Genomic DNA, 23,694 nt, shown 5'->3' with positions numbered 1-23,694 from the left:
CTCGCTGAAATCAGCGAATGCAGATAGTTTAAGTATTGCTATCATCTTCGATCGTTGCTTTTTGTAGCAATAGATTGTAGTTGTCTTCGTCTTCTTGATTGTCACGCACAACCTTTGGAACGGTAAAGGATGAAGAAATCAAGCTCACAGGTCCCATTAGATAATATCCTTTGCCCATGAGTGGTTCTTTTAGTGTATATAAACCGATTAAAATCAAAGCCACGAAGAAGGCAAAAGAGGCCCAAGCCATGAGGGTAAAGGCAGGGGGATTACGATAGATTTTCTTTTTTATTTTATTCATAAGAGTCCTCCTAAAATGTTATGCTATCATAGCATAGAAAGAATCAAAAAAACAATGACAGAATAGGAGATACGTGTGACAGCTGAAAAAGCTAGATGTATCAAAGTATTAGACCCTCTAATCTTCCATTCAGACAGTGCCTGATTTTCGGTTAAGATTGTGCTATAATAGAAAAATAGAAGGGAGATCGTGATGATTCGTCAAGCACAATTAACAGACATTCCAACCTTAACTGCCTTACTACAAGAGATTCTGACTGTCCATCATGAGGTGAGACCAGATTTATTTAAAGAAACGGGTCAAAAGTTTTCTACTCAAGAATTGGAGAAACTGATAGAAGATCCTCAACAACCAATTTTTGTCTATGAAGTCGAAGGAGAGGTCGTTGGTCATTTGTTCTGTAAAATAGTGAGTCAAGAGCATTCTGTATTGCAAACGGTTAAGACCCTCTTTATTGATGATTTGTGTGTGAAACAGGGGATGAGAGGGAAAAGAATTGGACAGCAATTGTATGAGTATGCACTAGCTTTTGCCAAGGAACAAAACTGCTACAATGTGACACTTGATGTTTGGAGTGATAATAAGGAAGCTGTTGCTTTCTATCAGCGGTTAGGCTTGAAACAGCAGAAAGTGCGCATGGAGAGTATTGTATAGTGAATGGAATAAAGGTTGGGACATCGTTCAGTCGCTCTGATGAATACTAGTTCTATCTGCAGCTCCTTATCTTGTCCTATTCCTTTCTCAATCCACTATATAAAGAAAAGCCGTAGAAGTTCGCTTCTATGGCTTTTCTGATTTTGTTCGAATAGTTTCTAAAATCGCTTGAGCGGTTTCCAAATTAGTGTGGGGAGCTTGGCGAAGGAGCTTGGCGACTTGGTCGATTTCTTGGTCCTGAGCACCTGCTAGCATGGCAAGAGACTTGGCATGGAGTTTCATATGACCTTGTTGGATACCGGAGGTTACAAGCGCACGTAAGGCAGCAAAGTTCTGACAGAGCCCAACAGAAGCGATGAGACTCGCTAGCTTTCTTGCATTTGGCTGACCTAGGATGTCAAAGGCAACTTGAACCTTGGGGTTCAGGCCGATAGAGCCCCCAACTGTTGCGATAGGAAGTGGGATAGTCAGTGTGCCGACGAGATCTTCCCCCATCATTTCCCAAGTGGATAGGCCGCGATATTGACCATTTTGGCTAGCATAGGCATGGGCTCCCGCCTCAATAGCTCGCCAGTCATTTCCAGTAGCTAATACAAGGGCATCAATTCCATTGAAAATGCCTTTATTGTGAGTGGCTGCACGATAAGGATCGACTTGTGCTAATTGACTGGCTTTAGCAATCTGTTGAGCTGTTTCTAAGGCAATGTGAGGTTCAGTATGAAGCTGCTTGATTGGAATGTGACAACTGGCTGTTACGAGAGATTCCGTCGCATAATTGGATAGGATAGCCATGAGTGCTCTGCCTTGCGTTAATGCAGCCAAGGGTTCTTTAATGGCTTCTAGCATATTGTTAAGAATATTAGCTCCCATTGCTTCTTGAACATCAACATGGAGATAGACAATAAGAAAATCATCTTTTTGCTCAACAGTCAGCTGCCGTGCCCCTCCACCTCTTTTAACGATTGATGGGTGTGCTTGGTTGGCTTGCTGGAGCAAGAGATCTTGTTGGGCGAGGATAGCGGCTTGCGCTTCTGTTTTATTTGGGACATCATAGAGAGCAACTTGTCCAATCATTAGGCGTTCGGAAATGTGGCTGCTAAATCCACCAGCCTTAGAAATGATTTTAGCTCCAAAAGAACAAGCAGCCACTACAGACGGCTCTTCGGTTACCATTGGAATACTGTACTCTATTCCGTCTACGACCAACTGGGGGACAAGTGAAAAAGGTAGTGCAAAGGTTCCAAGATGATTCTCAGCCATTTTTCCTGCAACAGATTCTGAGAGATTTTGATCTGCTAGGAGAATGTCCATGCTAGATTGGGAAAGTTGACGCGTTTCAGCAGCGATAGTAATCCGTTCTTCCCTTGTTTTTTTATAAAATCCTGAAAAAAGAGACATGTTCCCTCCTTATGAAAAAAGCACCTCTTGGCCCTGCCAAGAGGAAGCCGTTTCCTCTAATTTTTACGATAAATGCGTTTATGTTGCTCAATATTTTGAAGAGCAAATGGTGTATCGTCAAGTGGCAAATCAATTGCATTTCCCGCTTCGTCTAGCTCAATCTCTTCAAAGAAAATTGCTTCATATTCTGTAATGTTTAGGCGTTTCCGAGCATTTAGCTGGTCGAGACGGTCTGTTAATAGTTGTTTGCGATAACCTTCGACGAGAGTTCCGCTGAAAATCTCACAAACGGCTCCACTACCATAGCTATAAAAGAGGATAGCATCACCTGTTTTTAGGGATTGGCTATTTTCTAAAAGCGATAGCAGAGATAAGAAAATAGATCCAGTATAGATATTTCCTACGACTTTGTTGTAGACAATTGCTTCATGGAAGCGCTCAGTGAGGCGATTGAGGGTTTCTTCATCCTGTTGACAGATAGCTTGTAGCCCTTTCAAACCTTGTTTTGAAAAGGGAATGTGCAAGCACATGGCAGCAAAATCTGCCAAACTCTTACCAGTTTTCTCAACATAATAGTCAAAGGTAGTTGTTAAACAATCGGTGTATTGCTCCGTTGAGAATTTCCCGTCTACCTGAGGATATTTGTCATAATTCGGACGCCAAAAATCCATGATGTCACGGGTTTGACAGACATTGTCATTGTTGAGAATCATGATGCTTGGATCTGCAGTGACTAGCATGGCGACAGCTCCTGCTCCCTGAGTTGGTTCACCACCTGAAGCAAGACCATATTTGGCAATATCACTTGCGATGACCAAAACTTTCGAGTGGGGAAATTGGGCAATGTGACTTTTAGCGAGGCTAAGCCCTGCAGTTGCTCCGTAGCAGGCCTCCTTGATTTCGATAGAACGAGCAAAGGGTTGAATATCTAGGAGTTGATGAAGAAAGACAGCAGCAGCCTTACTTTGGTCAATGCTGGATTCTGTACCGACAATAACCATGTCAATAGCTGCCTTATCTTCGTCTGTCAAGATAGCAGCAGCAGCTTGTGCTCCTAGAGTTACGATGTCTTGGGTAATAGGCGCTACGGCCATTTCACTTTGTAATAATCCGACTTTAAATTTATTAGGATCAATTTGTCGCGCAAGCGCTAAATCAGCTAAATCAAGGACATAGCTAGGCGCCGCAAAACCGATTTTATCAATACCAATATTCATACGTTATCCTTTTTGTGCATTTGAAATGATAAGGGAAATCCCTTGTCCTCCTCCAATACAGAGCGAACAAAGTCCCAACTGTTCACCACGTTTTTGTAATTCGTGAATGAGGCTGACGAGAATGCGACTGCCACTTGCTCCAATCGGATGACCGAGGGCAATAGCACCTCCATTGACATTTACCTTAGTAGGTTCTATTCCTAGTTCTTGAATGACAGGAATGGATTGGGCAGCAAAGGCTTCGTTGAGTTCAAATAGGTCAATGTCAGCTATTGTTTTGCTTGCTTTAGCCAGTGCTTTTTGACTAGCTGATATAGGACCAAGGCCCATATAATCAGGATTTAGTCCACTTGTAGCATAGCTTTCAACGTAAGCAAGTGGTGCGATACCTAGCTCTTTAGCCTTATCATCAGACATTAAGACGAGCATGGCACATCCATCATTGATACCAGAGGCATTCGCTGCCGTTACGGTGCCTTCTTTTTTGAAGGATGGTCGTAGGCTAGCCAGTTTATCAAGAGAACTGAGACGAGGGTATTCGTCGACTGCAAAGGTCGTTTCCCCTTTGCGTGTTTGCAGCTGAATTGGTACAATTTCATCAATGAATCGCCCATTTTTAATGGCTGCTGCAGCTTTTTCTTGGCTATGTAGAGCAAAGCGATCTTGATCTTCACGGCTAATGCCATATTTTTCAGCGATATTTTCAGCAGTAATTCCCATATGCTCTTGACTAAAGGCATCTGTTAGACCGTCTGTTAAAAGGGAATCTTCAAATTGAACATGTCCGAGTTTACTGCCGAAGCGACTCTGTTTGGAGAGATAAGGTGCTTGACTCATGATTTCAATTCCACCTGCGACAACGATGTCATTGTCACCCAATAAAATAGATTGAGCCGCAAGAAGCACTGATTTTAGTCCTGATCCGCAGACCTTATTAACCGTATAAGCTGACACGGTTTCTGGGAGTCCTGTTTCCAAAGCGATTTGACGGGCAATATTTTGACCATGTCCGCTACTTAGGACGTTTCCAATAATGACTTCGTTAATTTGTTCAAGGGGGACAGGTTGTTCAGTGATGGCTTTTTTTAAGACTTGGGCTCCCAAATCTGCAATATGAATATCTTTTAAGCTACCTCCAAAACTGCCAATGGCAGAGCGGTAAGCAGATACGATAGCGACTTTTGTCATGTCAACTCCTATAAATATTAGGTTTAATAATGAAGTGAGCTGAGCTCACATTGCTATAAACTAGCAATGAAATGAATATATAGTTGTTTCGCTTTGATTTAGTACTAGGCAACGAGTCGCAGGCATAACTGGGGGTTAGGCAAGACGAGTTAACGACCTAATAAACGAAAACGAAACGGTCATATAATTGTGAATGTGTCGTATTCAGTCTTACCATTATACCATTTTTTAAGCTAAATAATAGGAATAAATCTCCGTCTTAAGTCTGATTTTTCACCTCGAGAAATTGTAAGCGCAAACAGATATGGATAGGGCTAGCTTTTTTCTCGCTTTTTGTGTAAAATAGAAAAGTAGAAGAGGATAACCTCAAAAATAAAAGGAGAACCAAATAAATGGTAAAATTAGTCTTTGCTCGCCACGGTGAGTCTGAATGGAACAAAGCGAACCTTTTCACAGGTTGGGCAGATGTTGACTTGTCTGAAAAAGGGACACAACAAGCAATCGACGCTGGTAAATTGATCAAAGAAGCTGGCATCGAATTTGACCAAGCCTACACTTCAGTCTTGAAACGTGCGATTAAAACAACTAACCTTGCTCTTGAAGCAGCAGACCAATTGTGGGTTCCAGTTGAAAAATCATGGCGTTTGAACGAGCGTCACTACGGTGGTTTGACTGGTAAAAACAAGGCAGAAGCAGCTGAGCAATTCGGTGATGAGCAAGTGCACATCTGGCGTCGTTCTTACGACGTATTGCCTCCAGCAATGGCAAAAGACGATGAGTATTCAGCACACACTGACCGTCGTTACGCCTTGCTTGACGATTCAGTTGTTCCAGATGCTGAAAACTTGAAAGTAACGCTTGAGCGTGCCCTTCCATTCTGGGAAGATAAGATTGCTCCAGCTCTTAAATCAGGTCAAAACGTATTCGTAGGGGCACACGGGAACTCAATCCGCGCTCTTGTGAAACACATCAAAGGTTTGTCAGACGATGCAATCATGGATGTGGAAATTCCAAACTTCCCACCACTTGTCTTCGAATTTGACGAAAAATTGAATGTAGTATCTGAATACTATTTGGGTAAATAATCAAAGGATAATGGAAGCTGGTTTGTCTCAGCTTCCTTTCTTTGTGAGGAGGGAACGCTAAAAAAAGATGATTGGTCAGCGATTGAGAAGCAATTAAGTCAGTTAAGTCTGCAAAAAGAGCGACAGATTGTCCAAAAGAAACGACGGCAGAAAAAGCAAGGAAAAATCTATAATATAAACGGTATATTTACCCACTACAGAAATTATAGAGCCCCTTTTCTACATTCGTTATAGCATTTTTTTGAAATCATCAAACGGATATGATATGAATTTTACATCCTTTAGGCAAGAAAAAAATGTGTAATTATGATATAATGTGGATGATAGATTAGAAAAGGAGTTTGATATGGCAAGTAAAAAAATGTTGCACGCTTGTTTGCGTGTTGAAAATTTGGAAGCGTCTCAAGAATTTTATGAAAAAGCTTTTGGTTTTAAGGAAACACGTCGGAAAGATTATCCAGAACACAAGTTTACCTTAGTGTATTTGGCGCTTCCAGGAGATGAATTTGAAATTGAATTAACCTACAACTACGATCACGGTCCGTATGTGGTGGGAGATGGCTTTTCACATTTAGCCCTTTCTTCGGATGATTTGGAAGGGGATAATGCAAAGCACAAAGCCTTAGGATATCCAACAACTGACCTATCAGGCTTACCAGGAAATCCGGGACGGTACTATTTTGTAACAGATCCGGATGGTTACCGAGTCGAGGTTATCCGTGCAGATTAAACGCTCTAGGCAAGAATGAGATAAGAAATAGAATTCTTGCCTTTTTCGTACATAAGAATTTGTATTCACAGTTCAGCACTTCCATCTAAGGTTAGTCTTAAGCTACTCATCGTTAGTTTTTTCAAAATACAGTCCGTATTCCCTCAAAAAACTGCCTTGATTGGCAAAAAAACTATCTCTTATATAAAAGTACTTTACTTGTGCATATAGGTTCTAAAATGATGAATTGAGAAAAGGAAAGTATGGGGTTAAATGAAAAATGAAGAAAGGAATGATTTTTCTTGTTGTCGGTTTGATCTTGTTAGGTCTTGCTTCTGTTTTAGGTGTGAAGGCTTTTGCCCGTTTTCAAGACCAAAAGATAACTCGATTTATTTCAGAAAAGCAGACAGGCTTAGATAAGCAACGCTTTGTTCTTCAGTCTGGAAATATTGACACTACGCATGTGGAAGCGGCTATACCTAAAGAGAGCAATGGACAAGTCGATCCTGTCTTAAAAGAGAAGATAGAGGCCTATGTGGCTGAAAAAGTTGGAACCAAACAGCCTAGTGGAAAGATTGAGGAACTCTTTTTTGTATCTGTCAAAGATACTAAGACTGCTTTTTCAAGTGTAGAGGCCAAACAGATTCAATCAGAGCGCTATCGTGTTCATACTTTTTCGATTTCATCAGCAGAAAGTGATACAGGAGAAACGATACTAGTAACTAAGGATAATCAGCCCTTTACTTTAGAGACATTTGTGGCAGATAGTCAATCGTTGAAAGCGACCTTTAGTACACAGTTGAGGTCTGATTTGGCAGCCAAGCAGTTAGCGGAAGCAGATATCGAAAAAATAGTTGGTCAATTCGAAGCAAGCAATCTAGCGGACTATCCATTTGCCTACCAGCAAAGTCAATTAATGATTAATCTTCCTGAAAAGGAATTTCAAACGAAGCAAATTGTATTACCGATTGCAGCGATTTTTGGAATTGTGAAGGAAGAATTCTTAGCAAGTGAAGACCAGCAATCTTATGCGACATATCAGGCTGAAGAAGAGGCTAAAAAACATCAGAAACGGATTGCTTTGACCTTTGATGACGGCCCAAGCGCAATTACGACACCACAGGTTCTTGATATTTTAAAGAAATATAAGGCAAAAGCAACCTTCTTTGTCCTTGGACAAAATATCGCAGGCAATGAAGAGATTTTAAAACGGATTGTGGCTGAAGGCCACGAAGTGGCTAGTCATACATGGGATCATGCGGATCTTCGAACTTTGTCAGGGCAACAAATTAAGCAAGAAATGGATCAGACGAGAGAAGCGATTCATAATGTTATTGGTCAGGATCCAAAAATGATGCGTCCACCTTATGGATCCGTAAACCAATCGGTCATGTCGGTGATGCAGTTGCCTGTTATTTACTGGTCAGTTGATTCAAAAGACTGGCAGAGCCGCAATGCGACGGCTATCCTCAGTGAAGTAAAAGCCTGCACCTATCCAGGTAGCATTATCTTGATGCATGACATTCATCAACCAACGGTTGATTCGCTCACATCTGTTTTGGATTTTCTCTTAGGAGAAGGATATCAACCTGTAACGGTTAGTGAATTACTTGGAAAAAATCTGAATCCACAGTTGATTTACTATGATCAACAATCATCTCGTCCTGGAGAATAGGTCAGGTAATCAGATTAGAATAAATAAAAAGGTAAGCGAATGAACGGCATCAGCTTACCTTTTTATTTTTGAATTGGAGATATAGAAATTGAAGTGAGACTTATTGTGGGGCTGGAGCTTGATTTTTCGGACTGTCTTTGTTTTTTATTTTACGAGGTTACTCCGAGAAAAGTCGGACAAGAATCCAGTTCCGATTGGGTTATCCTACTTATCTACATATAAGCGTTGATTTTTGAGAAAGATTTCTTGTACCGAGGCATATTTTTTGAGCGATTTGAGTTCTTCTGGATGACTGATGAGGGTGATGACAAAGCCATCTTGCCCCATACGGCCAGTTCGTCCCGCACGGTGGGTATAGGTTTCTGGGTCACGCGGGACTTCGTAATTCACAACGCACTCAAGAGTATCGATATCAATTCCTCGTGCTACCAAATCGGTTGCAAGAAGCAGCGTGAGGGCATGGTCTTTAAATTTTTCCAAAATAACCTTGCGAAACTTGACATTGACATCGCTAGCAAGAGAAACAGCTTCGACACCACGGTATTGCAATTTTTCCTCAGCACTTCCAAGATCAGATAAAGAGTTGAAAAAGACAAGGCCACGGAAATCTTCTACATGGGCAAGTTTGCGGAGTAATTCGACTTTTTCTCGCTTTTCTACTTGAAGATAGAAATGCTGGATATTGGTTAATTCCAGATTGTCAATCGCAATGGTGCGGGTATTAGGAGCTAATTTGTCCACATCGACCTTGTTCGTTGCACTCATGTAAATCAGCTGGTGGTCGCGTGGTGCATAGCGACAAATTTTATCTACAAAAGGATATTGAGAATCGCTGAGTAACTGGTCAAATTCATCGAGGACAATGGTAGTGACATTCATCATCTTGATTTTCTTGAGTTTAATCAGCTCAAAAATCCGCCCCGGCGTACCAATCAAGATTTCAGGTCCTTTTTTCAAGCGTTCGATTTGTCGTTTTTGGCTAGAGCCTGATAAGAAGAGTTGACTTTGGAGTCCTAAGAGATCAGCCCAGGTCTTACAAACGTCAAAAATTTGACCAGCTAGCTCTGTATTGGGAGCTAAAATGAGTAATTGTTGGGCTTTTTTCGGCTGAAGATTCAAAAGGCTAGGGAGCAAATAGGCCAAGGTCTTACCAGTCCCAGTTGGGCTAATGCCAAGAACGGTTTCTCCGCTTCTAATGGGGTCAAAGAGCTGTTCTTGAATTGCAGTAAAGCTCGTAAAGCCAAGGTGTTCCAGTTGATGTTGCCAACTAGCAGGAAGTGTCGTTTTCATGTGGTTCTCCTTCAAAATAAATCTGGGCATCTTGCCGCATACGGTAAAGAGTAGTATGGACGGCTTGTGCTGCGGCTAGCCAATTCTCATAGAGTTCTGGCTGAGGCTGCTCAATCATGGTCGCGAATTGCCTTGCTTCTTCTAGCATAGTGTGGGGAGCTTGCGTGATGGCAAGTGTCTCAGGTTCTCTTTTTAGTGGGTGGAAAATAGCAGAGCTGATATGTTCAATCGTATCTAAGACGAGCGTACCTTGATTGGTATAAATTTCAGCAGGAAGTGAACTATGGATATTTTTTCCTGTCTGAATGGTTACTTGGAAGTTTGGATAAATGAGCTGTCCAGAACCATTTAAGTCCACCGTATTTGGTAATTGCTGCGTGGTATAGCGAGCAGAAATGGGTGCACCAAAAAGGCGAACGCTGGCATATACAGGATAGATCCCTAAGTCCATGAGGGCACCACCTGCAAATTGACTAGAAAAGACATTTGGCGTTTTTCCAGCGAGAAGGTCAGGCATTTTGGACGAATATTTGGCATAGCTAAAATGAGCTCCCCAGATTTCCTTATCCGCTAAAAAATCAGAGATGGTGGTAAAAGCCTGTTCGTGGTAATTGCGAGCTGCTTCAAAAACAAAAACTTGCTTTTCTTTAGCGAGTGCTACCAAATCAGCCCATTCTTCTGGTCGAGTGACAGCAGGTTTTTCAATGATGACGTGTTTGCCAGCAAGAAGTGCCGCTTTGGCTTGCCCGTAGTGGAGAGAGTTGGGACTAGCAATATAGAGAATATCGATTGTGCTCGTTAGAAATTCCTCCATATCTGTGTAGAACTGAAGCGATTGCTGATACCGCTCAGCGAAGGCTTTAGCATTTTCCATAGTCCGTGAATAGATGGCTGCTAGTTGATAGTGTTTTGTTTGATGAGCTGCTGCGATGAAATGATGGGCAATAGCTCCTGTTCCGATAATACCGAGTTGTAACATGGTGTTCCCTTTCCTTAACTGAATACATCTATTATACCATGAATGGTGTGAGATTGCTGAAGGTCAGAACAGCTGCTATTCTTCTAACACAAAAGCAGTACACGGATAGTCGATTTTATGGTACAATAGGTTGAATAAAATAGAGGAGTAAGACATGGCACAAAAACCGATTATAATTGGCGTAACAGGTGGTTCTGGTGGTGGAAAGACAAGCGTATCACGCGCAATCCTAGATAACTTTCCCAACGCTCGTATTTCGATGATTGAACACGATTCCTATTATAAAAATCAATCGCACTTGACCTTTGAAGAGCGAATTTTAACCAACTATGACCACCCATTTGCCTTTGATACGGATTTAATGATTTATCACCTGAGTGAATTACTGGCTGGACGGGCAGTCGATATTCCAATCTATGACTATACTCAGCATACTCGCTCAGAAAAGACCTATCACCAAGAACCCCAAGATGTGTTTATTGTGGAGGGGATTCTTGTCTTAGAAGACAAACGCCTACGTGATTTAATGGATATTAAGATTTTTGTGGATACGGATGATGATGTACGGATTATCCGCCGAATCAAACGGGATATGGAAGAACGTGGGCGCAGTCTTGATAGTATCATTACCCAGTATCTGGACGTGGTAAAACCCATGTATCATCAATTTATTGAACCAACCAAGCGCTATGCGGATATTGTCATTCCAGAAGGGGTATCCAATGTCGTAGCCATTGACTTGATTAATACCAAGGTAGAAAGCATTTTGCGTAGTCGTGGTTAAAAGAGAAAACAGTAAAGAAGTGGATAGTACGCTTCTTTATTTTGCGGACGAATTATCAGATAATTGAAACAATACAGAAAATTGTTGCAAAAGTTTCAAAAAATGGTATAATAGATTTATCATCTATAAGGAGAAAGTCAAATGAAACTCGTTTCGTCTATGAACTTATTGTTGCGACGAGGGGGCTAGTGCAAAAAAGCATTAGTCCTGTTTGGCTTACCAAGCGGGAGTTACCACATCTCGCTTGAGCAAGTGAGATGTTTTTATTTTATAAGGAAAGAGGAGTAGAGATGCGTAAGGTTGAATTTCTTGATACCAGTCTTCGTGACGGAGAGCAAACACCAGGAGTAAATTTTTCAATTAAAGAAAAGATTGCTATTGCCAAGCAATTGGAAAAATGGGGAGTTTCAGCAATTGAAGCCGGTTTTCCGGCAGCTAGTCCAGATTCGTTTACAGCGGTGAAAGAGATTGCAAAAGCGATGAAAACAACGGCTGTTACCGGTCTTGCTCGTCTAGTTAAGTCGGATATTGATGCCTGCTATGAAGCGCTCAAAGAAGCGAAATATCCGCAGATTCATGTCTTTATTGCAACCAGTCCTATTCACCGAGAATTCAAGCTGAAAAAGACCAAGGAAGAAATTCTTGCGACCATTACAGAGTATGTCAGCTATGCACGTTCCAAATTCGAGATTGTCGAGTTCTCACCAGAGGACGGAACACGGACGGAATTGGATTTTCTATTGGAAGTGGTTCAGACAGCGGTGGATGCAGGGGCGACCTACATTAACATTCCAGATACAGTTGGTTTCACAACACCAGAAGAATATGGTCAGATTTTCCAGTATCTTATTGAACAGGTTAAAGCGGATCGTGAGATTATTTTCAGCCCTCATTGCCATGATGATTTAGGAATGGCGGTGGCAAATAGCCTATCTGCTATTAAACATGGTGCTGGTCGTGTGGAGGGTACGATTAATGGTATTGGTGAGCGGGCAGGAAATGCAGCCTTGGAGGAAGTAGCCGTTGCGCTCAATATTCGTGCGGATTATTATCAGGTGGAAACGGATATTGTTCTGAATGAAACGATTAACACATCAGAAATGGTATCTCGTTTTTCTGGAATTGCCATTCCTAAAAATAAGGCTGTGGTGGGCGGCAATGCCTTCTCGCATGAGTCTGGTATTCACCAAGACGGTGTACTAAAAAATCCATTGACCTATGAGATTATTACACCAGAATTGGTCGGGGTCAAGAGTAATAGCTTGCCACTTGGAAAACTTTCAGGTCGTCATGCCTTTGTCGAGAAACTAAAAGAATTGGCCCTTGATTTTGATGAGGCAGAAATCAATGAATTGTTTGCGAAATTTAAGGCTTTGGCTGATAAGAAACAAGAAATTACTGATGCAGACATTCGTGCCTTGATTGCAGGCGTTACGGTAGAAAATCCAGAAGGATTCCATTTTGATGACTTGACACTTGCGGTGGCGGGTGATAGCATGGTGGCGACTGTTCGCCTTGTCAACGAAGACCAAGAAGAGGTAGAATGCCAAGCAACTGGTAAGGGAAGTGTCGAGGCCATTTTCAATGCGATTGATGACTTCTTCCACCAAGAGGTCAAGCTCTTGTCTTATAATATTGAGGCCGTGACAGACGGTATTGACTCGCAGGCGCGTGTTTTAGTGACGGTGGAAAATCAAGCAACAGAAACGATTTTCAATGCCTCAGGACTGGATTTTGACGTCTTGAAAGCGAGTGCCATTGCTTATATCCATGCCAACATCTTTGTCCAAAAAGAAAATGACGGCAGTATTGGACAAAGTGTTTCTTATCGCGATATGCTAGAGTAGTCAAGGAGGGTGCTATGAAAAAAACAATCGTTGCCCTAGCTGGAGACGGTATTGGGCCTGAAATTATGCAGGCAGGATTGCAGGTGCTTGATGCGGTGAAAGCTCACCTTTCTTTTGACTATGATATTATTGAGAAAAACTTCGGTGGTGCAGGAATCGATGCAGAAGGACATCCGCTTCCCTCAGCTACTTTAGAGGCTTGCCAGAAGGCAGATGCAGTTCTCCTTGCTGCGATTGGAAGTCCCCAGTATGATCAGGCACCTATTCGACCAGAACAGGGCTTGCTCTTGTTGCGCAAGAAACTCGGTTTATATGCCAATATCCGTCCGGTGACGATTTGGCCTGCTCTGAAGCACTTATCGCCCTTAAAGGAAGAACGGATTGCAGATGTGGATTTCGTTGTGGTTCGTGAGTTGACTGGAGGAATTTATTTTGGGGAGCACAGGCTTGAAGAGGAAATGGCACGTGATGTCAATGAGTACCATGTTGTGGAAATTGAGCGAATCATGCGTCAGGCCTTCGAATTAGCCCAAACGAGAAAGAAAAAAGTAACCAGCATTGACAAACAAAATGTTCTTGCAACCTCAAAATTATGGCGACAAGTCGCAGATAGGGTTGCCAAAGACTACCCTGAGGTCATCTTGGAACACCAATTGGTTGATAGTGTAGCCATGCTTATGATTACCAATCCCGCTCACTTTGATGTGCTCGTGACGGAAAATCTCTTTGGAGATATTTTATCAGATGAAGCAAGTGTCTTATCAGGCACTCTTGGGGTGATGCCGTCAGCCAGTCATGGGACAGGGACTAGTCTTTATGAGCCAATTCATGGCTCTGCTCCTGACATTGCAGGAATGGGCATTGCCAATCCCGTCAGCATGATTTTATCGGTGGCTATGATGTTACGTGAGAGTTTTGGAGAAGAGCTTGTCGCAAGAAAAATCGAAGAAGCAGTTGGAGCCAGCTTTGCAGCAGGTATTGTGACCAAAGATTTAGGAGGAAATGCTTCTACTTTTGAAGCGGTAGAAGCAATCATCAAACATTTATGACAGGAAAACAAATCGTTAGTATGACCCTCATGGTCTGGAATTTGGTCGTCTTTGTGACGTATGGAATAGATAAGAAAAAGGCAGAACACCAAGCTTATCGGATTTCCGAAAAGACCTTATTGGGGATGAGTATCTTGGGTGGCGGACTAGGAGCTTGGGCAGGTGGAACTCGTTTTCGCCACAAGACGAAAAAATGGTATTTCCAATTAGCTTGGCTACTTGGTCTTATCATAGACGGAGTGTTGATTTATTGGATTGGGAGGTAGAATGGCTGGGAAATCGATTTTAGATAAGGTCTGGGAACGCCATGTCGTTACGGGAAAAGAAGGGCAACCCCAGCTCATGTATGTTGATCAGCATTATATCCACGAAGTGACGAGTCCTCAGGCTTTTCAAGGATTACGTGAGGCAGGAAGACGCTTACGAAGACCTGATTTGACCTATGGCACTTTTGATCATAATGTGCCAACTGTTAATATTTTTGACATTCGTGATGTGATTTCAAAGGCGCAAATGGATACTTTGGCTGATAATGTTCGTGAGTTTGGCATTGATTGTGCCAATCACGGTTCAGAACTTCAGGGGATTGTCCACATGATTGGGCCAGAAACAGGTCGCACCCAACCAGGGAAATTCATTGTTTGTGGCGATAGTCATACAGCGACCCATGGTGCCTTTGGAGCTTTGGCATTCGGCATTGGAACCAGTGAAGTTGAGCATGTCTTTGCCACTCAGACCATCTGGCAGGTTAAACCCAAAAAACTCTTGGTTGAATTTGTCGGTCGTCCGCAAAAAGGGGTCTATGCCAAGGACTTTATTTTAGCTCTCATTGCCAAATACGGTGTTGGACTCGGTGTCGGCTATGCAGTAGAATATCGAGGAGAAGCAGTTGATCGACTCAGTATGGAAGAACGGATGACCATTTGCAATATGTCGATTGAATTTGGCTCCAAAATTGGCATGATGAATCCTGACCAAACGACCTTTGACTATGTCAGAAAAACAGCTAATGCACCAACAGACATTGAGGCTGCCATTGCAGACTGGGAAACCTTGGTCTCAGATGAGGATGCTGTTTATGATAAGGTCATTTGCATGGATGTTTCGGCTCTTGCTCCTATGGTGACTTGGGGGACCAATCCTTCTATGGGGGTTTCCTTTGATGAGCCATTTCCAGCGATTAAGGATATGAATGATGAACGAGCTTATCATTATATGGGAACACGTCCTGGTCAGAAGATTGAAGAGATTGAGTTGGGGTATATTTTCATTGGGTCTTGTACCAATGCGCGCTTGAGTGATTTGATACTAGCTGCCAAATTTGTCAAGGGCAAAAAAATTGCGCCTAACCTAACAGCCATTGTTGTGCCAGGTAGTCGGCCTGTTAAGCGGGCAGCTGAAAAGTTGGGTTTGGATAAGATTTTCCTAGCGGCAGGTTTTGAATGGCGAGATCCGGGCTGTTCCATGTGTCTGGGGATGAATCCAGACAAGGTGCCTGAGGGGGTTCATTGTGCCTCAACCAGCAATCGAAATTTTGAGGATCGGCAAGGATTTGGCGCGAAAACGCACTTGTGTAGTCCAGCTATGGCAGCAGCGGCAGCGATTGCGGGGCGCTTTGTGGATGTGAGACAGCTTGCGGAGGTAGAGTAAGAATGGAAAAATTCACCACTTATACAGGAACAACTGTTCCGCTGATGAATGACAATATTGACACGGATCAGATTCTACCCAAGCAATTTTTGAAGTTGATTGATAAAAAAGGTTTTGGCAAGTATCTGATGTATGCCTGGCGCTACCTAGATCATGCCTATACGGAAAATCCTGATTTTATTTTTAATCAAGAGGAGTACCGCAAAGCGACCATTTTGGTGACAGGTGACAATTTTGGGGCTGGTTCATCGCGAGAACACGCAGCTTGGGCCTTAGCTGACTATGGCTTTAAGGTTGTCATTGCAGGTTCTTTTGGGGATATTCATTACAACAATGAATTAAATAATGGCATGTTGCCGATTGTCCAACCAAGAGAGGTGCGAGAGAAATTGGCAAAGCTTAGCCCTGATGATGAGGTGACCGTTGACCTAGAAAAACAGGTAATTATCTCACCAATTGGCGATTTTCATTTTGATATTGACAGCGAATGGAAGTACAAGCTCCTAAATGGTTTGGATGATATTGGGATTACCCTTCAATACGAGGATTTGATTGCGGCTTATGAACGCAATCGACCAGCTTATTGGAGAGAGGATGAAAAGCAATAGAAAATGATGAGGGAAAGAGAATTTCGCATGAAAGGAAAGACTCTGTCCCTCATTTTGTTCCATTTTGTGCTATAATAAGAAGTATGTTAGAACAAGAAAAAAAATCACAATATGACCTCTTGCTTGCCCAGTTGCAAGGCCTTCTTGATGGTGAACGCAATGCGCTAGCAAATCTATCCAATGCTTCTGCCCTGCTTAATCAGGCCCTTCCACATTCCGTCTTTACAGGATTTTATTTGTTTGATGGGAAGGAGTTGATTTTAGGGCCTTTTCAAGGTGGCGTTTCCTGCGTTCATATTGCTCTTGGGAAGGGTGTCTGTGGCCAATCAGCTAAGGAAGCTAGGACGATAATTGTAGACGATGTACGCACCCATGCTAACTATATTTCTTGCGATGCGGCAGCCTTATCTGAGATTGTTGTCCCTATGATGAAAAATGGGCAGCTCTTGGGGGTACTGGACTTGGATTCTCGCCTAGTAGCTGATTATGATGCCATTGACAAGGAATACCTAGAACGCTTCGTTGCTCTTTTAATGGAAGGAACGGATTGGAATTTTGCCATGTTTGGAGAAAAGAACTGATGTACCAAGCCCTTTACCGGAAATACCGTAGCCAAACCTTTGGAGAGATGGTTGGACAGGAGGTAGTCGCAACCACTCTCAAGCAGGCAATTGAGCAAGAAAAAATCAGCCATGCCTATCTCTTTTCAGGTCCGAGGGGAACAGGTAAAACATCTGCAGCGAAAATTTTTGCCAAGGCCATGAACTGTCCCAATCAGACAGCTGGAGAGCCGTGCAATGACTGCTATATCTGTAAAGCCATTACTGATGGCAGTTTGGAAGATGTGATTGAGATTGATGCGGCTTCAAATAACGGCGTGGATGAAATCCGTGACATTCGTGACAAGTCGACCTATGCTCCCAGTCTTGCCCACTACAAGGTGTATATTATTGATGAGGTTCACATGCTCTCAACAGGGGCTTTTAATGCCCTCTTGAAAACCCTAGAAGAGCCGACAGAAAATGTTGTCTTTATCCTTGCGACGACAGAACTCCACAAGATTCCTGCGACGATTTTGTCTCGGGTGCAGCGCTTTGAGTTCAAGTCGATTAAGGTGGTAGATATTACAGACCACTTGAACCATATTCTTCATCAGGAAGCCATTGAGTTTGACCAAGAAGCCATTGCCATGATTGCCCGTCGTGCTGAAGGTGGTATGCGGGATGCCCTCTCTATTTTGGATCAGGCTCTCAGTCTGAGTGCCGACCGGGTCTTGACCTTGGAAGTTGCAGAGGAAATCACAGGATCGATTGGTCTGAAGGCTCTGGATGCTTATATGGACAGTATTCGCAGGCAAGATGCTCCAGCAGCTCTTCAGCACTTGCAGACCATTTTTGATAATGGCAAAAGCATGATCCGATTTACGACAGATATGCTCTATTATCTACGTGATTTGCTGATTGTGCAGACAGGTGGGGAAAATACCCATACCAGTCCGACTTTCACAGCTAATCTTGAGATGGCGCAAGACCGTATTTTTGCTATGATTGAGGCTGTTACATGCGCCTTAGCAGATATTAAAACCAGTCCTCAACCGAAAATCTATGCTGAGATGATGACCATTCGCTTGGCTGATATTACTGGTCAGAAGGTTGAACCAAACCAAGCAACCATTCCAGCAGACTTACTTGAACAGGTAGAAGCTTTAAAAGCTCAGGTTCAGTCCTTGCAGCAGCAGCTTGCTAGTCTAGGCAAGCAACCATTAGAGGTCAAACCGATTTCTCGTAAACCACAGACGAATAAAAAATACCGTCCAGATACCAATAAGGTCCATGCTATTTTACAAGAAGCAATGGAAAATCCAAACCTAGCCCGAGAGAATTTGACTCGCTTGCAGAATGCTTGGGGGGAAATTATCGAAAGTTTATCTGGAGCAGACAAGGCCTTATTGGTTGGTTCTCAGCCTGTTGCGGCCAACGAACACCATGCAATTCTAGCCTTTGAGTCAGCCTTCAATGCGGAACAAACGATGAAACGTGAAAACTTAGATGCTATGTTTGGGAATATCTTGAGTAAGGCAGCAGGTTTTTCACCTCATATTTTAGCCCTTGCACAGACAGATTGGTTAGCTATTCGTGCAGAATTTTCAGCCAAGGCAAAAGGGCAGAAAGAAGTTGTACCAGAAGCAACAGAAGAAGAATCCCTTGTTCCAGAAGCCTTTCAGTTCTTGGCGGATGCTGTCACAATTGTGGAGGATTGAGGTAAGTCCTTCCCTTAGCAGACTGTGTATCGTAAAAAGAGAGTAAGGAAGATGTGTTCATGATTGGCAAAAACCAGAGGAAAAACGTACGGCATACAAGATAAATTCATCTCTGTAAACAAGATAAAAAATCAGCCTTGGAGCTGATTTTTTGGTATACTAGTCTTATGAGAATTTCCCAGTTTCTATTTTTAGCTATTACAACGGCTCTTGCGACTTATTGGATGAACGAGGCGATTTTAGCCGGTGAATATATTTGGGCAACCATTTATGGATTTTTTGTCGTGCGCAATCTTCGCTTGAGCTATCGGGTCAGCAAGGTGATTCGTGTCTTTGAAGATCTTACCAAGAAGACAGACTGATTTCCCCGCTCACTAGGCTTTTGATAGAGCCGTCTTCTAGCTCCACTTGCAAGGTTCCGTTATCTGTAATCTCAAGGGCTCTTCCTTGATAAAGCTGATTGTGCTCTGAAAAGGTCACTTGTTTTCCAAGAACAAGTGATTTTTCTTTGTAAAGGGCTAGTAATATTTCTTCGCTTGTGGTAAAAAAGATTCGCCAAATTTCAGTAATCAATTGATTACGCGTGATGGTTGGTTTTTCAAGAAAGAGACTGGTTGCCTTTTCTTTCAGTTCTGCTGGTAGGTCAAGGAGATGAAAATTCAATCCGACCCCAATCATCACATCGGTGACGACTTGGGCCTCAATAGAAGAAACGGCTTCTGTTAGGATACCTGCAATTTTTTTGCCATGGAGGTAGATGTCGTTTACCCATTTGATTTCTGTTTGGATACCGGTTAGCCCTTCAATGGCTTGAACAATCGCAGCCGCAACCAATAAGGTATAGGGTTTTAGGTCTTGAAAGGGAGCTTTGGGACAAAGGTGCAAGGTCATGTAAATGCCACCTGTTTCAGCCGTAAAAAATGGTCTGCCAAATCGACCCTGAGCTTGTCCTTGACTGCTTGCCAGATAAAGGGCTGGGCTCAAATCCCCGCACTCGATCCCATGCTTGGCATCTAGTTGGGTTGAAGTGCTATTTTTACTTAGATGAACAGGGATTTGAAGGCTGTCTTCGATGTCCTTAGGAAGCAACAAATCTCCTTGTTCAAGGCGATAGCCACGGTTGGCTCTAGCCTGAATAACAAGACCTTGTTTTTCTAACTGTTGAATGCCTTTCCAGACAGAGGTTCTTGAAATGCCCAATTCTTGAGCCAATTCTTCCCCGCTAACATAGTTTTTTGCATTCAATAGAATCGTATAAATTTTTTCGTAGGTTTTCATGCTTTTCCTTATTGATAATATAGCTAGCTAGGCAAAGAATGCCCAAACTCTTTACATGTTTTGATTAGTTTAACGGATCGAACAACAGTCCAATAAGCCGTTGATACCCGAGCAAATAAGCTCGAATTCCTATTTCTATCTTACCATATTTTGTTTTCTATGATACTAGGTAAATAGACGATTTTTAATCGTTTTACAAATGTATTAAAGTATAGTAGTCAGTAAGCAAGCCGTACAGCAACATTTGCAATACTTTCCTTCAGAGTAACTAATGTAGGATTTGGGACGATCTCTGGATATAGAGGTTCAAAAGAAGTTGAAAAACTGTTCAGAAAAACTCTGAATTTTGATGGAAAACATGATATAATGAAAGGGTTATAAGTCCCGAAAAGGCGATTGTTTACTCAAAAGAAGACAGTCGGTGCTTTGTAACTTTTAACTTGGCAACAATGTCGGTAGCAAAGCTACTCGTCATTGTACAGCAGTCGCTATTAGGCGAACTGCTTAGCCAACTTACTAGACTGGGAAAGGTCTTAGTAACGAATCCCTTTCCCAATCTTCGTAACTGAACTAAGAAAAATGGCTCCTAGGTCGCACTTTTTCTACGGTTGCCGCTATGATATTAAGGATACTAACTGTGTTAGTCCTATCCCAGCCTTCAAAGGTCTACTAGACTTTTGAAGCTACGCGCCTTACTAGTTTTCCCCGAGCGAAAATCTCGTTCGCTTGGGGAAACGGTCGTAACTTGAATAGAATAATTAGTAGTAAAGTCATACGTCATTGTACGGCAGTAAGGTCAACTAACTTCGTTAGTCTTATTTCCAAACTTCAAAGGTCTGCTAGACCTTTGAAGCTAGGTACTTTACTCGCTAGTCATAAGCGAAAATCTTGTTTGTTTGCGGTTGTAGGGGAAATGGGTCACGTAGTAGTTGTTTTTCTAGGATCATTTTTATTTAAAGGGGGACATGAAGATGTCAGAACGTAAACTTTTCACTTCTGAATCGGTATCTGAGGGCCATCCAGATAAGATTGCAGATCAGATTTCCGATGCGATTTTAGATGCGATTTTAGAGCAGGATAGGGACGCCCATGTAGCAGCTGAGACAGCTGTTTATACAGGGTCTGTCCATGTGTTTGGAGAAATTTCAACCACTGCTTATGTCGATATTAACCGTGTCGTACGGGATACCATTGCAGAGATTGGCTATACCAATACGGAGTATGGTTTTTCAGCTGAAACAGTAGGGGTGCATCCGTCTTTGGTTGAGCAATCACCTGATATTGCTCAAGGGGTCAATGAAGCCTTGGAAGTTCGTGGCAATGATGAGCAAGACCCGTTGGATCAGATTGGAGCTGGGGATCAAGGATTGATGTTTGGTTTTGCGGTGGATGAAACGCCAGAATTGATGCCGCTACCGATTTCACTTAGTCATCAATTGGTGAAGAAATTAGCAGATTTGCGGAAATCAGGTACGATTTCCTACCTGCGTCCAGATGCCAAGAGTCAGGTTACCGTTGAATATGACGAAGAAGATCAACCAATTCGTGTGGATACAGTCGTTATTTCAACTCAGCATGACCCAGAAGTGAGTCAGGAAACGATTCGCAAAGACATCATCGAGCAGGTAATTCAAACAGTTATTCCAGCCTGTTATTTGGATGAGGAGACCAAGTATTTCATCAATCCAACAGGTCGATTTGTTATCGGTGGTCCGCAAGGGGATTCTGGCTTGACAGGCCGCAAGATTATCGTAGATACGTATGGGGGGTATTCCCGCCATGGTGGTGGTGCGTTTTCTGGAAAAGATGCGACCAAAGTCGATCGTTCAGCCTCTTATGCAGCCCGCTATATTGCTAAAAATATCGTAGCAGCAGGTTTGGCCAAGAAAGCAGAAGTTCAGCTAGCCTATGCGATTGGCGTGGCTCATCCTGTATCTGTACGGATCGATACCTTTGGAACCAGCACTGTTGCTGAAAATCGTATTGAAGCAGCTGTTCGAGAATTATTTGATCTTCGCCCAGCAGGCATTATCCAGATGCTGGATTTGAAACGACCAATTTATCGCCAAACAGCGGCATACGGTCACATGGGTCGGACAGACATTGACCTACCATGGGAACGTTTGGATAAGGTGGAAGCGCTGAAACAAATCGTAGAAAACTAAAAAAGAGGAGTGGCCGATGCTTGCATAGTAGTAAGCAATTGCGCTGCTCTTTTCTTGATTTACAATGAATGCGTAAAAAGAGGGGGGAGTGCTAACCTTTATAATACAGTCTGGAAGGAAGCAGGTTGACCATTTGATAAACGGCTAATTGTTAAACTAGCTATTTTACTGAAGATATGATACAATGAACTGTATGCCCTTTTGGGCGAAAACGAGAAAGTGATTAGTATAGTATGAGAAAAATTGTGATTAATGGTGGTCGTCCATTGAAAGGAAGAGTGACCATTAGTGGGGCAAAGAATTCAGTTGTAGCCCTTATTCCAGCAATTATTTTAGCAGATGGCATTGTGACCTTAGATGGTGTGCCAGATATTTCAGATGTCGACAGCCTCATTGATATCATGGAGACAATGGGAGCGCTTGTTAAGCGTAGCGGGGATTCCTTGGAAATTGACCCTCGTGGTGTTCAGGATATGCCCATGCCCTTTGGTAAAATCAATAGCTTGCGTGCGTCCTACTACTTCTATGGTTCCTTGCTCGGTCGTTTTGGTCAAGCCATTGTGGGGCTACCAGGGGGGTGTGACCTAGGCCCACGTCCGATTGATTTGCATTTAAAGGCTTTTGAAGCAATGGGTGCAACCATGACCTATGAAGGGCTGAATATGCACCTGTCTACCAATGGGAAACGAATTCAAGGAGCGCATATCTTCATGGATACGGTCAGCGTTGGTGCTACAATCAATACTATGCTAGCAGCAGTTAAGGCAGAGGGCCGTACAGTGATTGAAAATGCAGCTCGTGAACCAGAAATCATTGATGTAGCAACGCTTTTGAACAATATGGGTGCCCATGTTCGTGGAGCGGGTACAGAAGTGATTACGATTGAAGGCGTCACAGAACTACATGGTACGCGTCACCAAGTGATTCCTGATCGCATTGAGGCAGGAACCTATATTGCTCTTGCAGCGGCAGTTGGTGAAGGCATTCAGATTGACAATGTTCTCTATGAACATTTAGAGGCATTCATTGCTAAACTAGAGGCGATGGGCGTTCGGATGACAGTATCAGAAGATAGTGTTTTTGTTGAAAAGCAAGATAAACTGAAGGCTGTTAGTGTCAAAACCTCTCCTTATCCAGGATTTGCAACAGACTTGCAACAACCTCTTACCCCCCTATTGCTTAAGGCAGAAGGGACAGGGACGATTACGGATACCATTTATGAAAAACGCATTGGTCATGTGCAAGAACTGGCTAATATGGGAGCAGATATTCGTGTTCTAGGGAGTCGCATCAGCTATCAAGGACCAAACAAGCTGAATGCTACACGTGTGAAAGCAACGGATTTACGAGCAGGTGCAGCGATGGTCATTGCAGGATTGATGGCTGAAGGTCGCACTGAAATTACCAATATTGAGTTTATCCTTCGAGGCTATTCCAATATTATTGAAAAATTACAAGATTTAGGCGCTGATATCCAATTAGTAGAAGAATAAGCTGTTTATGAACTTGGATAAATAGCCACTCTAAAGGAGTGAGTGAGGAAAATCGAGAAGGAAC

General features: G+C 42.7%; 22 protein-coding genes. 15 read left to right on the top strand and 7 right to left on the bottom strand.

Going from position 1 to position 23,694, the window contains the following annotated elements; all coding sequences use genetic code 11:
• Positions 1 to 28: 28 nt before the first annotated feature.
• Positions 29 to 301 carry a YiaA/YiaB family inner membrane protein gene (locus A4H00_RS00875; RefSeq protein ID WP_067086179.1) on the bottom strand — a complete coding sequence of 91 codons (273 nt, stop codon included), beginning with the start codon at positions 299 to 301 and terminating at the stop codon, positions 29 to 31.
• A gap of 189 nt (positions 302 to 490) precedes the next feature.
• Here A4H00_RS00875 and A4H00_RS00870 point away from each other — a divergent pair, with 189 nt between their 5' ends.
• Complete coding sequence (locus A4H00_RS00870; RefSeq protein ID WP_067086178.1) at positions 491 to 955, top strand: GNAT family N-acetyltransferase; 465 nt, start codon at positions 491 to 493, stop codon at positions 953 to 955.
• Between the two features lie 126 nt (positions 956 to 1,081).
• Here the strand turns inward: A4H00_RS00870 and A4H00_RS00865 are convergent, their stop codons facing one another.
• Genes A4H00_RS00865 through A4H00_RS00855 form a run of 3 tightly spaced genes read right to left on the bottom strand, consistent with a single transcriptional unit; the run spans position 1,082 to position 4,758 of the window.
• Positions 1,082 to 2,353, bottom strand: coding sequence for a hydroxymethylglutaryl-CoA reductase, degradative (locus A4H00_RS00865; protein WP_067086175.1), 1,272 nt, complete (start codon positions 2,351 to 2,353; stop codon positions 1,082 to 1,084).
• A 56-nt stretch (positions 2,354 to 2,409) separates the two neighbouring features.
• Positions 2,410 to 3,570: a hydroxymethylglutaryl-CoA synthase gene (locus tag A4H00_RS00860; RefSeq protein ID WP_067086173.1), complete on the bottom strand. Its 1,161-nt coding sequence runs from the start codon at positions 3,568 to 3,570 to the stop codon at positions 2,410 to 2,412.
• A 3-nt stretch (positions 3,571 to 3,573) separates the two neighbouring features.
• Positions 3,574 to 4,758: a thiolase family protein gene (locus tag A4H00_RS00855; RefSeq protein WP_067086170.1), complete on the bottom strand. Its 1,185-nt coding sequence runs from the start codon at positions 4,756 to 4,758 to the stop codon at positions 3,574 to 3,576.
• A 392-nt stretch (positions 4,759 to 5,150) separates the two neighbouring features.
• Between A4H00_RS00855 and A4H00_RS00850 the strand changes: the two genes are divergently transcribed.
• From A4H00_RS00850 to A4H00_RS00840, 3 genes are all read left to right on the top strand, one after another.
• On the top strand, positions 5,151 to 5,843 hold the full coding sequence (locus A4H00_RS00850; protein WP_067086168.1) for a phosphoglycerate mutase: 693 nt from the start codon (positions 5,151 to 5,153) through the stop codon (positions 5,841 to 5,843).
• 346 nt (positions 5,844 to 6,189) lie between these two features.
• On the top strand, positions 6,190 to 6,573 hold the full coding sequence (gene gloA / locus A4H00_RS00845; RefSeq protein ID WP_067086165.1) for a lactoylglutathione lyase: 384 nt from the start codon (positions 6,190 to 6,192) through the stop codon (positions 6,571 to 6,573).
• Between the two features lie 259 nt (positions 6,574 to 6,832).
• Complete coding sequence (locus tag A4H00_RS00840) at positions 6,833 to 8,227, top strand: polysaccharide deacetylase family protein (protein ID WP_067086162.1); 1,395 nt, start codon at positions 6,833 to 6,835, stop codon at positions 8,225 to 8,227.
• A gap of 204 nt (positions 8,228 to 8,431) precedes the next feature.
• Here A4H00_RS00840 and A4H00_RS00835 read toward each other — a convergent pair whose 3' ends face one another.
• Together A4H00_RS00835 and A4H00_RS00830 are read right to left on the bottom strand one after the other, a co-directional pair.
• Entirely contained in the window at positions 8,432 to 9,517 is a 1,086-nt protein-coding gene (locus A4H00_RS00835) for a DEAD/DEAH box helicase (RefSeq protein ID WP_067086159.1), read from the bottom strand.
• Complete coding sequence (locus tag A4H00_RS00830) at positions 9,495 to 10,496, bottom strand: Gfo/Idh/MocA family protein (protein ID WP_067086156.1); 1,002 nt, start codon at positions 10,494 to 10,496, stop codon at positions 9,495 to 9,497. The genes A4H00_RS00835 and A4H00_RS00830 overlap by 23 nt, the downstream gene beginning before the upstream one ends.
• A 154-nt stretch (positions 10,497 to 10,650) precedes the next feature.
• Between A4H00_RS00830 and udk the strand changes: the two genes are divergently transcribed.
• The 9 genes from udk to A4H00_RS00785 all read left to right on the top strand — a co-directional run bounded on the left by udk (position 10,651) and on the right by A4H00_RS00785 (position 19,056).
• The gene (gene udk / locus A4H00_RS00825) at positions 10,651 to 11,280 is read left to right on the top strand and encodes a uridine kinase (protein WP_067086153.1); all 630 of its coding nucleotides are present in this window, start codon (positions 10,651 to 10,653) and stop codon (positions 11,278 to 11,280) included.
• A gap of 290 nt (positions 11,281 to 11,570) precedes the next feature.
• Positions 11,571 to 13,127, top strand: a complete 1,557-nt coding sequence (locus A4H00_RS00820; RefSeq protein WP_067086150.1) for a 2-isopropylmalate synthase — start codon at positions 11,571 to 11,573, stop codon at positions 13,125 to 13,127.
• 14 nt (positions 13,128 to 13,141) lie between these two features.
• Positions 13,142 to 14,176: a 3-isopropylmalate dehydrogenase gene (gene leuB, locus A4H00_RS00815; protein WP_067086147.1), complete on the top strand. Its 1,035-nt coding sequence runs from the start codon at positions 13,142 to 13,144 to the stop codon at positions 14,174 to 14,176.
• Positions 14,173 to 14,442, top strand: a complete 270-nt coding sequence (locus A4H00_RS00810) for a DUF1294 domain-containing protein (RefSeq protein WP_067086143.1) — start codon at positions 14,173 to 14,175, stop codon at positions 14,440 to 14,442. Before leuB ends, A4H00_RS00810 begins: the two co-directional genes overlap by 4 nt.
• Before the next feature lies 1 nt (position 14,443).
• Complete coding sequence (gene leuC / locus A4H00_RS00805; RefSeq protein ID WP_067086140.1) at positions 14,444 to 15,826, top strand: 3-isopropylmalate dehydratase large subunit; 1,383 nt, start codon at positions 14,444 to 14,446, stop codon at positions 15,824 to 15,826.
• 2 nt (positions 15,827 to 15,828) lie between these two features.
• Positions 15,829 to 16,434, top strand: a complete 606-nt coding sequence (leuD, locus tag A4H00_RS00800; protein WP_067086137.1) for a 3-isopropylmalate dehydratase small subunit — start codon at positions 15,829 to 15,831, stop codon at positions 16,432 to 16,434.
• Between the two features lie 83 nt (positions 16,435 to 16,517).
• Entirely contained in the window at positions 16,518 to 17,015 is a 498-nt protein-coding gene (locus A4H00_RS00795; RefSeq protein ID WP_067086134.1) for a GAF domain-containing protein, read from the top strand.
• Positions 17,015 to 18,694: a DNA polymerase III subunit gamma/tau gene (dnaX, locus tag A4H00_RS00790; RefSeq protein ID WP_067086131.1), complete on the top strand. Its 1,680-nt coding sequence runs from the start codon at positions 17,015 to 17,017 to the stop codon at positions 18,692 to 18,694. Before A4H00_RS00795 ends, dnaX begins: the two co-directional genes overlap by 1 nt.
• Before the next feature lie 167 nt (positions 18,695 to 18,861).
• On the top strand, positions 18,862 to 19,056 hold the full coding sequence (locus A4H00_RS00785; RefSeq protein ID WP_067086129.1) for a DUF3272 family protein: 195 nt from the start codon (positions 18,862 to 18,864) through the stop codon (positions 19,054 to 19,056).
• Here the strand turns inward: A4H00_RS00785 and birA are convergent.
• Positions 19,037 to 19,972: a bifunctional biotin--[acetyl-CoA-carboxylase] ligase/biotin operon repressor BirA gene (gene birA, locus A4H00_RS00780; RefSeq protein WP_067086127.1), complete on the bottom strand. Its 936-nt coding sequence runs from the start codon at positions 19,970 to 19,972 to the stop codon at positions 19,037 to 19,039. The two genes, A4H00_RS00785 and birA, sit on opposite strands and share 20 nt — an antisense overlap.
• A gap of 971 nt (positions 19,973 to 20,943) precedes the next feature.
• On the opposite strand from birA, the gene metK reads away from it, so the two are divergent.
• Positions 20,944 to 22,137 (top strand): methionine adenosyltransferase, encoded by a 1,194-nt coding sequence (metK, locus tag A4H00_RS00775; protein ID WP_067086125.1) that lies wholly within the window; start codon positions 20,944 to 20,946, stop codon positions 22,135 to 22,137.
• A 233-nt stretch (positions 22,138 to 22,370) separates the two neighbouring features.
• On the top strand, positions 22,371 to 23,630 hold the full coding sequence (locus A4H00_RS00770; protein WP_067086123.1) for a UDP-N-acetylglucosamine 1-carboxyvinyltransferase: 1,260 nt from the start codon (positions 22,371 to 22,373) through the stop codon (positions 23,628 to 23,630).
• Positions 23,631 to 23,694: the final 64 nt, after the last annotated feature.

Source organism: Streptococcus marmotae, from assembly GCF_001623565.1.
GTDB lineage: Bacteria > Bacillota > Bacilli > Lactobacillales > Streptococcaceae > Streptococcus > Streptococcus marmotae.
Note: the sequence above shows the minus strand (reverse complement) of the source record. Positions and strands in the feature narration are given on the sequence as shown.

Bases quoted from the DNA above. Each gene is read 5' to 3' on its own strand.
- A4H00_RS00875 (WP_067086179.1), bottom strand. From the start codon at position 301: ATGAATAAAATAAAAAAGAAAATCTATCGTAATCCCCCTGCCTTTACC.
- A4H00_RS00865 (WP_067086175.1), bottom strand. From the start codon at position 2,353: ATGTCTCTTTTTTCAGGATTTTATAAAAAAACAAGGGAAGAACGGATT.
- A4H00_RS00860 (WP_067086173.1), bottom strand. From the start codon at position 3,570: ATGAATATTGGTATTGATAAAATCGGTTTTGCGGCGCCTAGCTATGTC.
- A4H00_RS00855 (WP_067086170.1), bottom strand. From the start codon at position 4,758: ATGACAAAAGTCGCTATCGTATCTGCTTACCGCTCTGCCATTGGCAGT.
- A4H00_RS00850 (WP_067086168.1), top strand. From the start codon at position 5,151: ATGGTAAAATTAGTCTTTGCTCGCCACGGTGAGTCTGAATGGAACAAA.
- gloA (WP_067086165.1), top strand. From the start codon at position 6,190: ATGGCAAGTAAAAAAATGTTGCACGCTTGTTTGCGTGTTGAAAATTTG.
- A4H00_RS00840 (WP_067086162.1), top strand. From the start codon at position 6,833: ATGAAGAAAGGAATGATTTTTCTTGTTGTCGGTTTGATCTTGTTAGGT.
- A4H00_RS00835 (WP_067086159.1), bottom strand. From the start codon at position 9,517: ATGAAAACGACACTTCCTGCTAGTTGGCAACATCAACTGGAACACCTT.
- A4H00_RS00830 (WP_067086156.1), bottom strand. From the start codon at position 10,496: ATGTTACAACTCGGTATTATCGGAACAGGAGCTATTGCCCATCATTTC.
- udk (WP_067086153.1), top strand. From the start codon at position 10,651: ATGGCACAAAAACCGATTATAATTGGCGTAACAGGTGGTTCTGGTGGT.
- A4H00_RS00820 (WP_067086150.1), top strand. From the start codon at position 11,571: ATGCGTAAGGTTGAATTTCTTGATACCAGTCTTCGTGACGGAGAGCAA.
- leuB (WP_067086147.1), top strand. From the start codon at position 13,142: ATGAAAAAAACAATCGTTGCCCTAGCTGGAGACGGTATTGGGCCTGAA.
- A4H00_RS00810 (WP_067086143.1), top strand. From the start codon at position 14,173: ATGACAGGAAAACAAATCGTTAGTATGACCCTCATGGTCTGGAATTTG.
- leuC (WP_067086140.1), top strand. From the start codon at position 14,444: ATGGCTGGGAAATCGATTTTAGATAAGGTCTGGGAACGCCATGTCGTT.
- leuD (WP_067086137.1), top strand. From the start codon at position 15,829: ATGGAAAAATTCACCACTTATACAGGAACAACTGTTCCGCTGATGAAT.
- A4H00_RS00795 (WP_067086134.1), top strand. From the start codon at position 16,518: ATGTTAGAACAAGAAAAAAAATCACAATATGACCTCTTGCTTGCCCAG.
- dnaX (WP_067086131.1), top strand. From the start codon at position 17,015: ATGTACCAAGCCCTTTACCGGAAATACCGTAGCCAAACCTTTGGAGAG.
- A4H00_RS00785 (WP_067086129.1), top strand. From the start codon at position 18,862: ATGAGAATTTCCCAGTTTCTATTTTTAGCTATTACAACGGCTCTTGCG.
- birA (WP_067086127.1), bottom strand. From the start codon at position 19,972: ATGAAAACCTACGAAAAAATTTATACGATTCTATTGAATGCAAAAAAC.
- metK (WP_067086125.1), top strand. From the start codon at position 20,944: ATGTCAGAACGTAAACTTTTCACTTCTGAATCGGTATCTGAGGGCCAT.
- A4H00_RS00770 (WP_067086123.1), top strand. From the start codon at position 22,371: ATGAGAAAAATTGTGATTAATGGTGGTCGTCCATTGAAAGGAAGAGTG.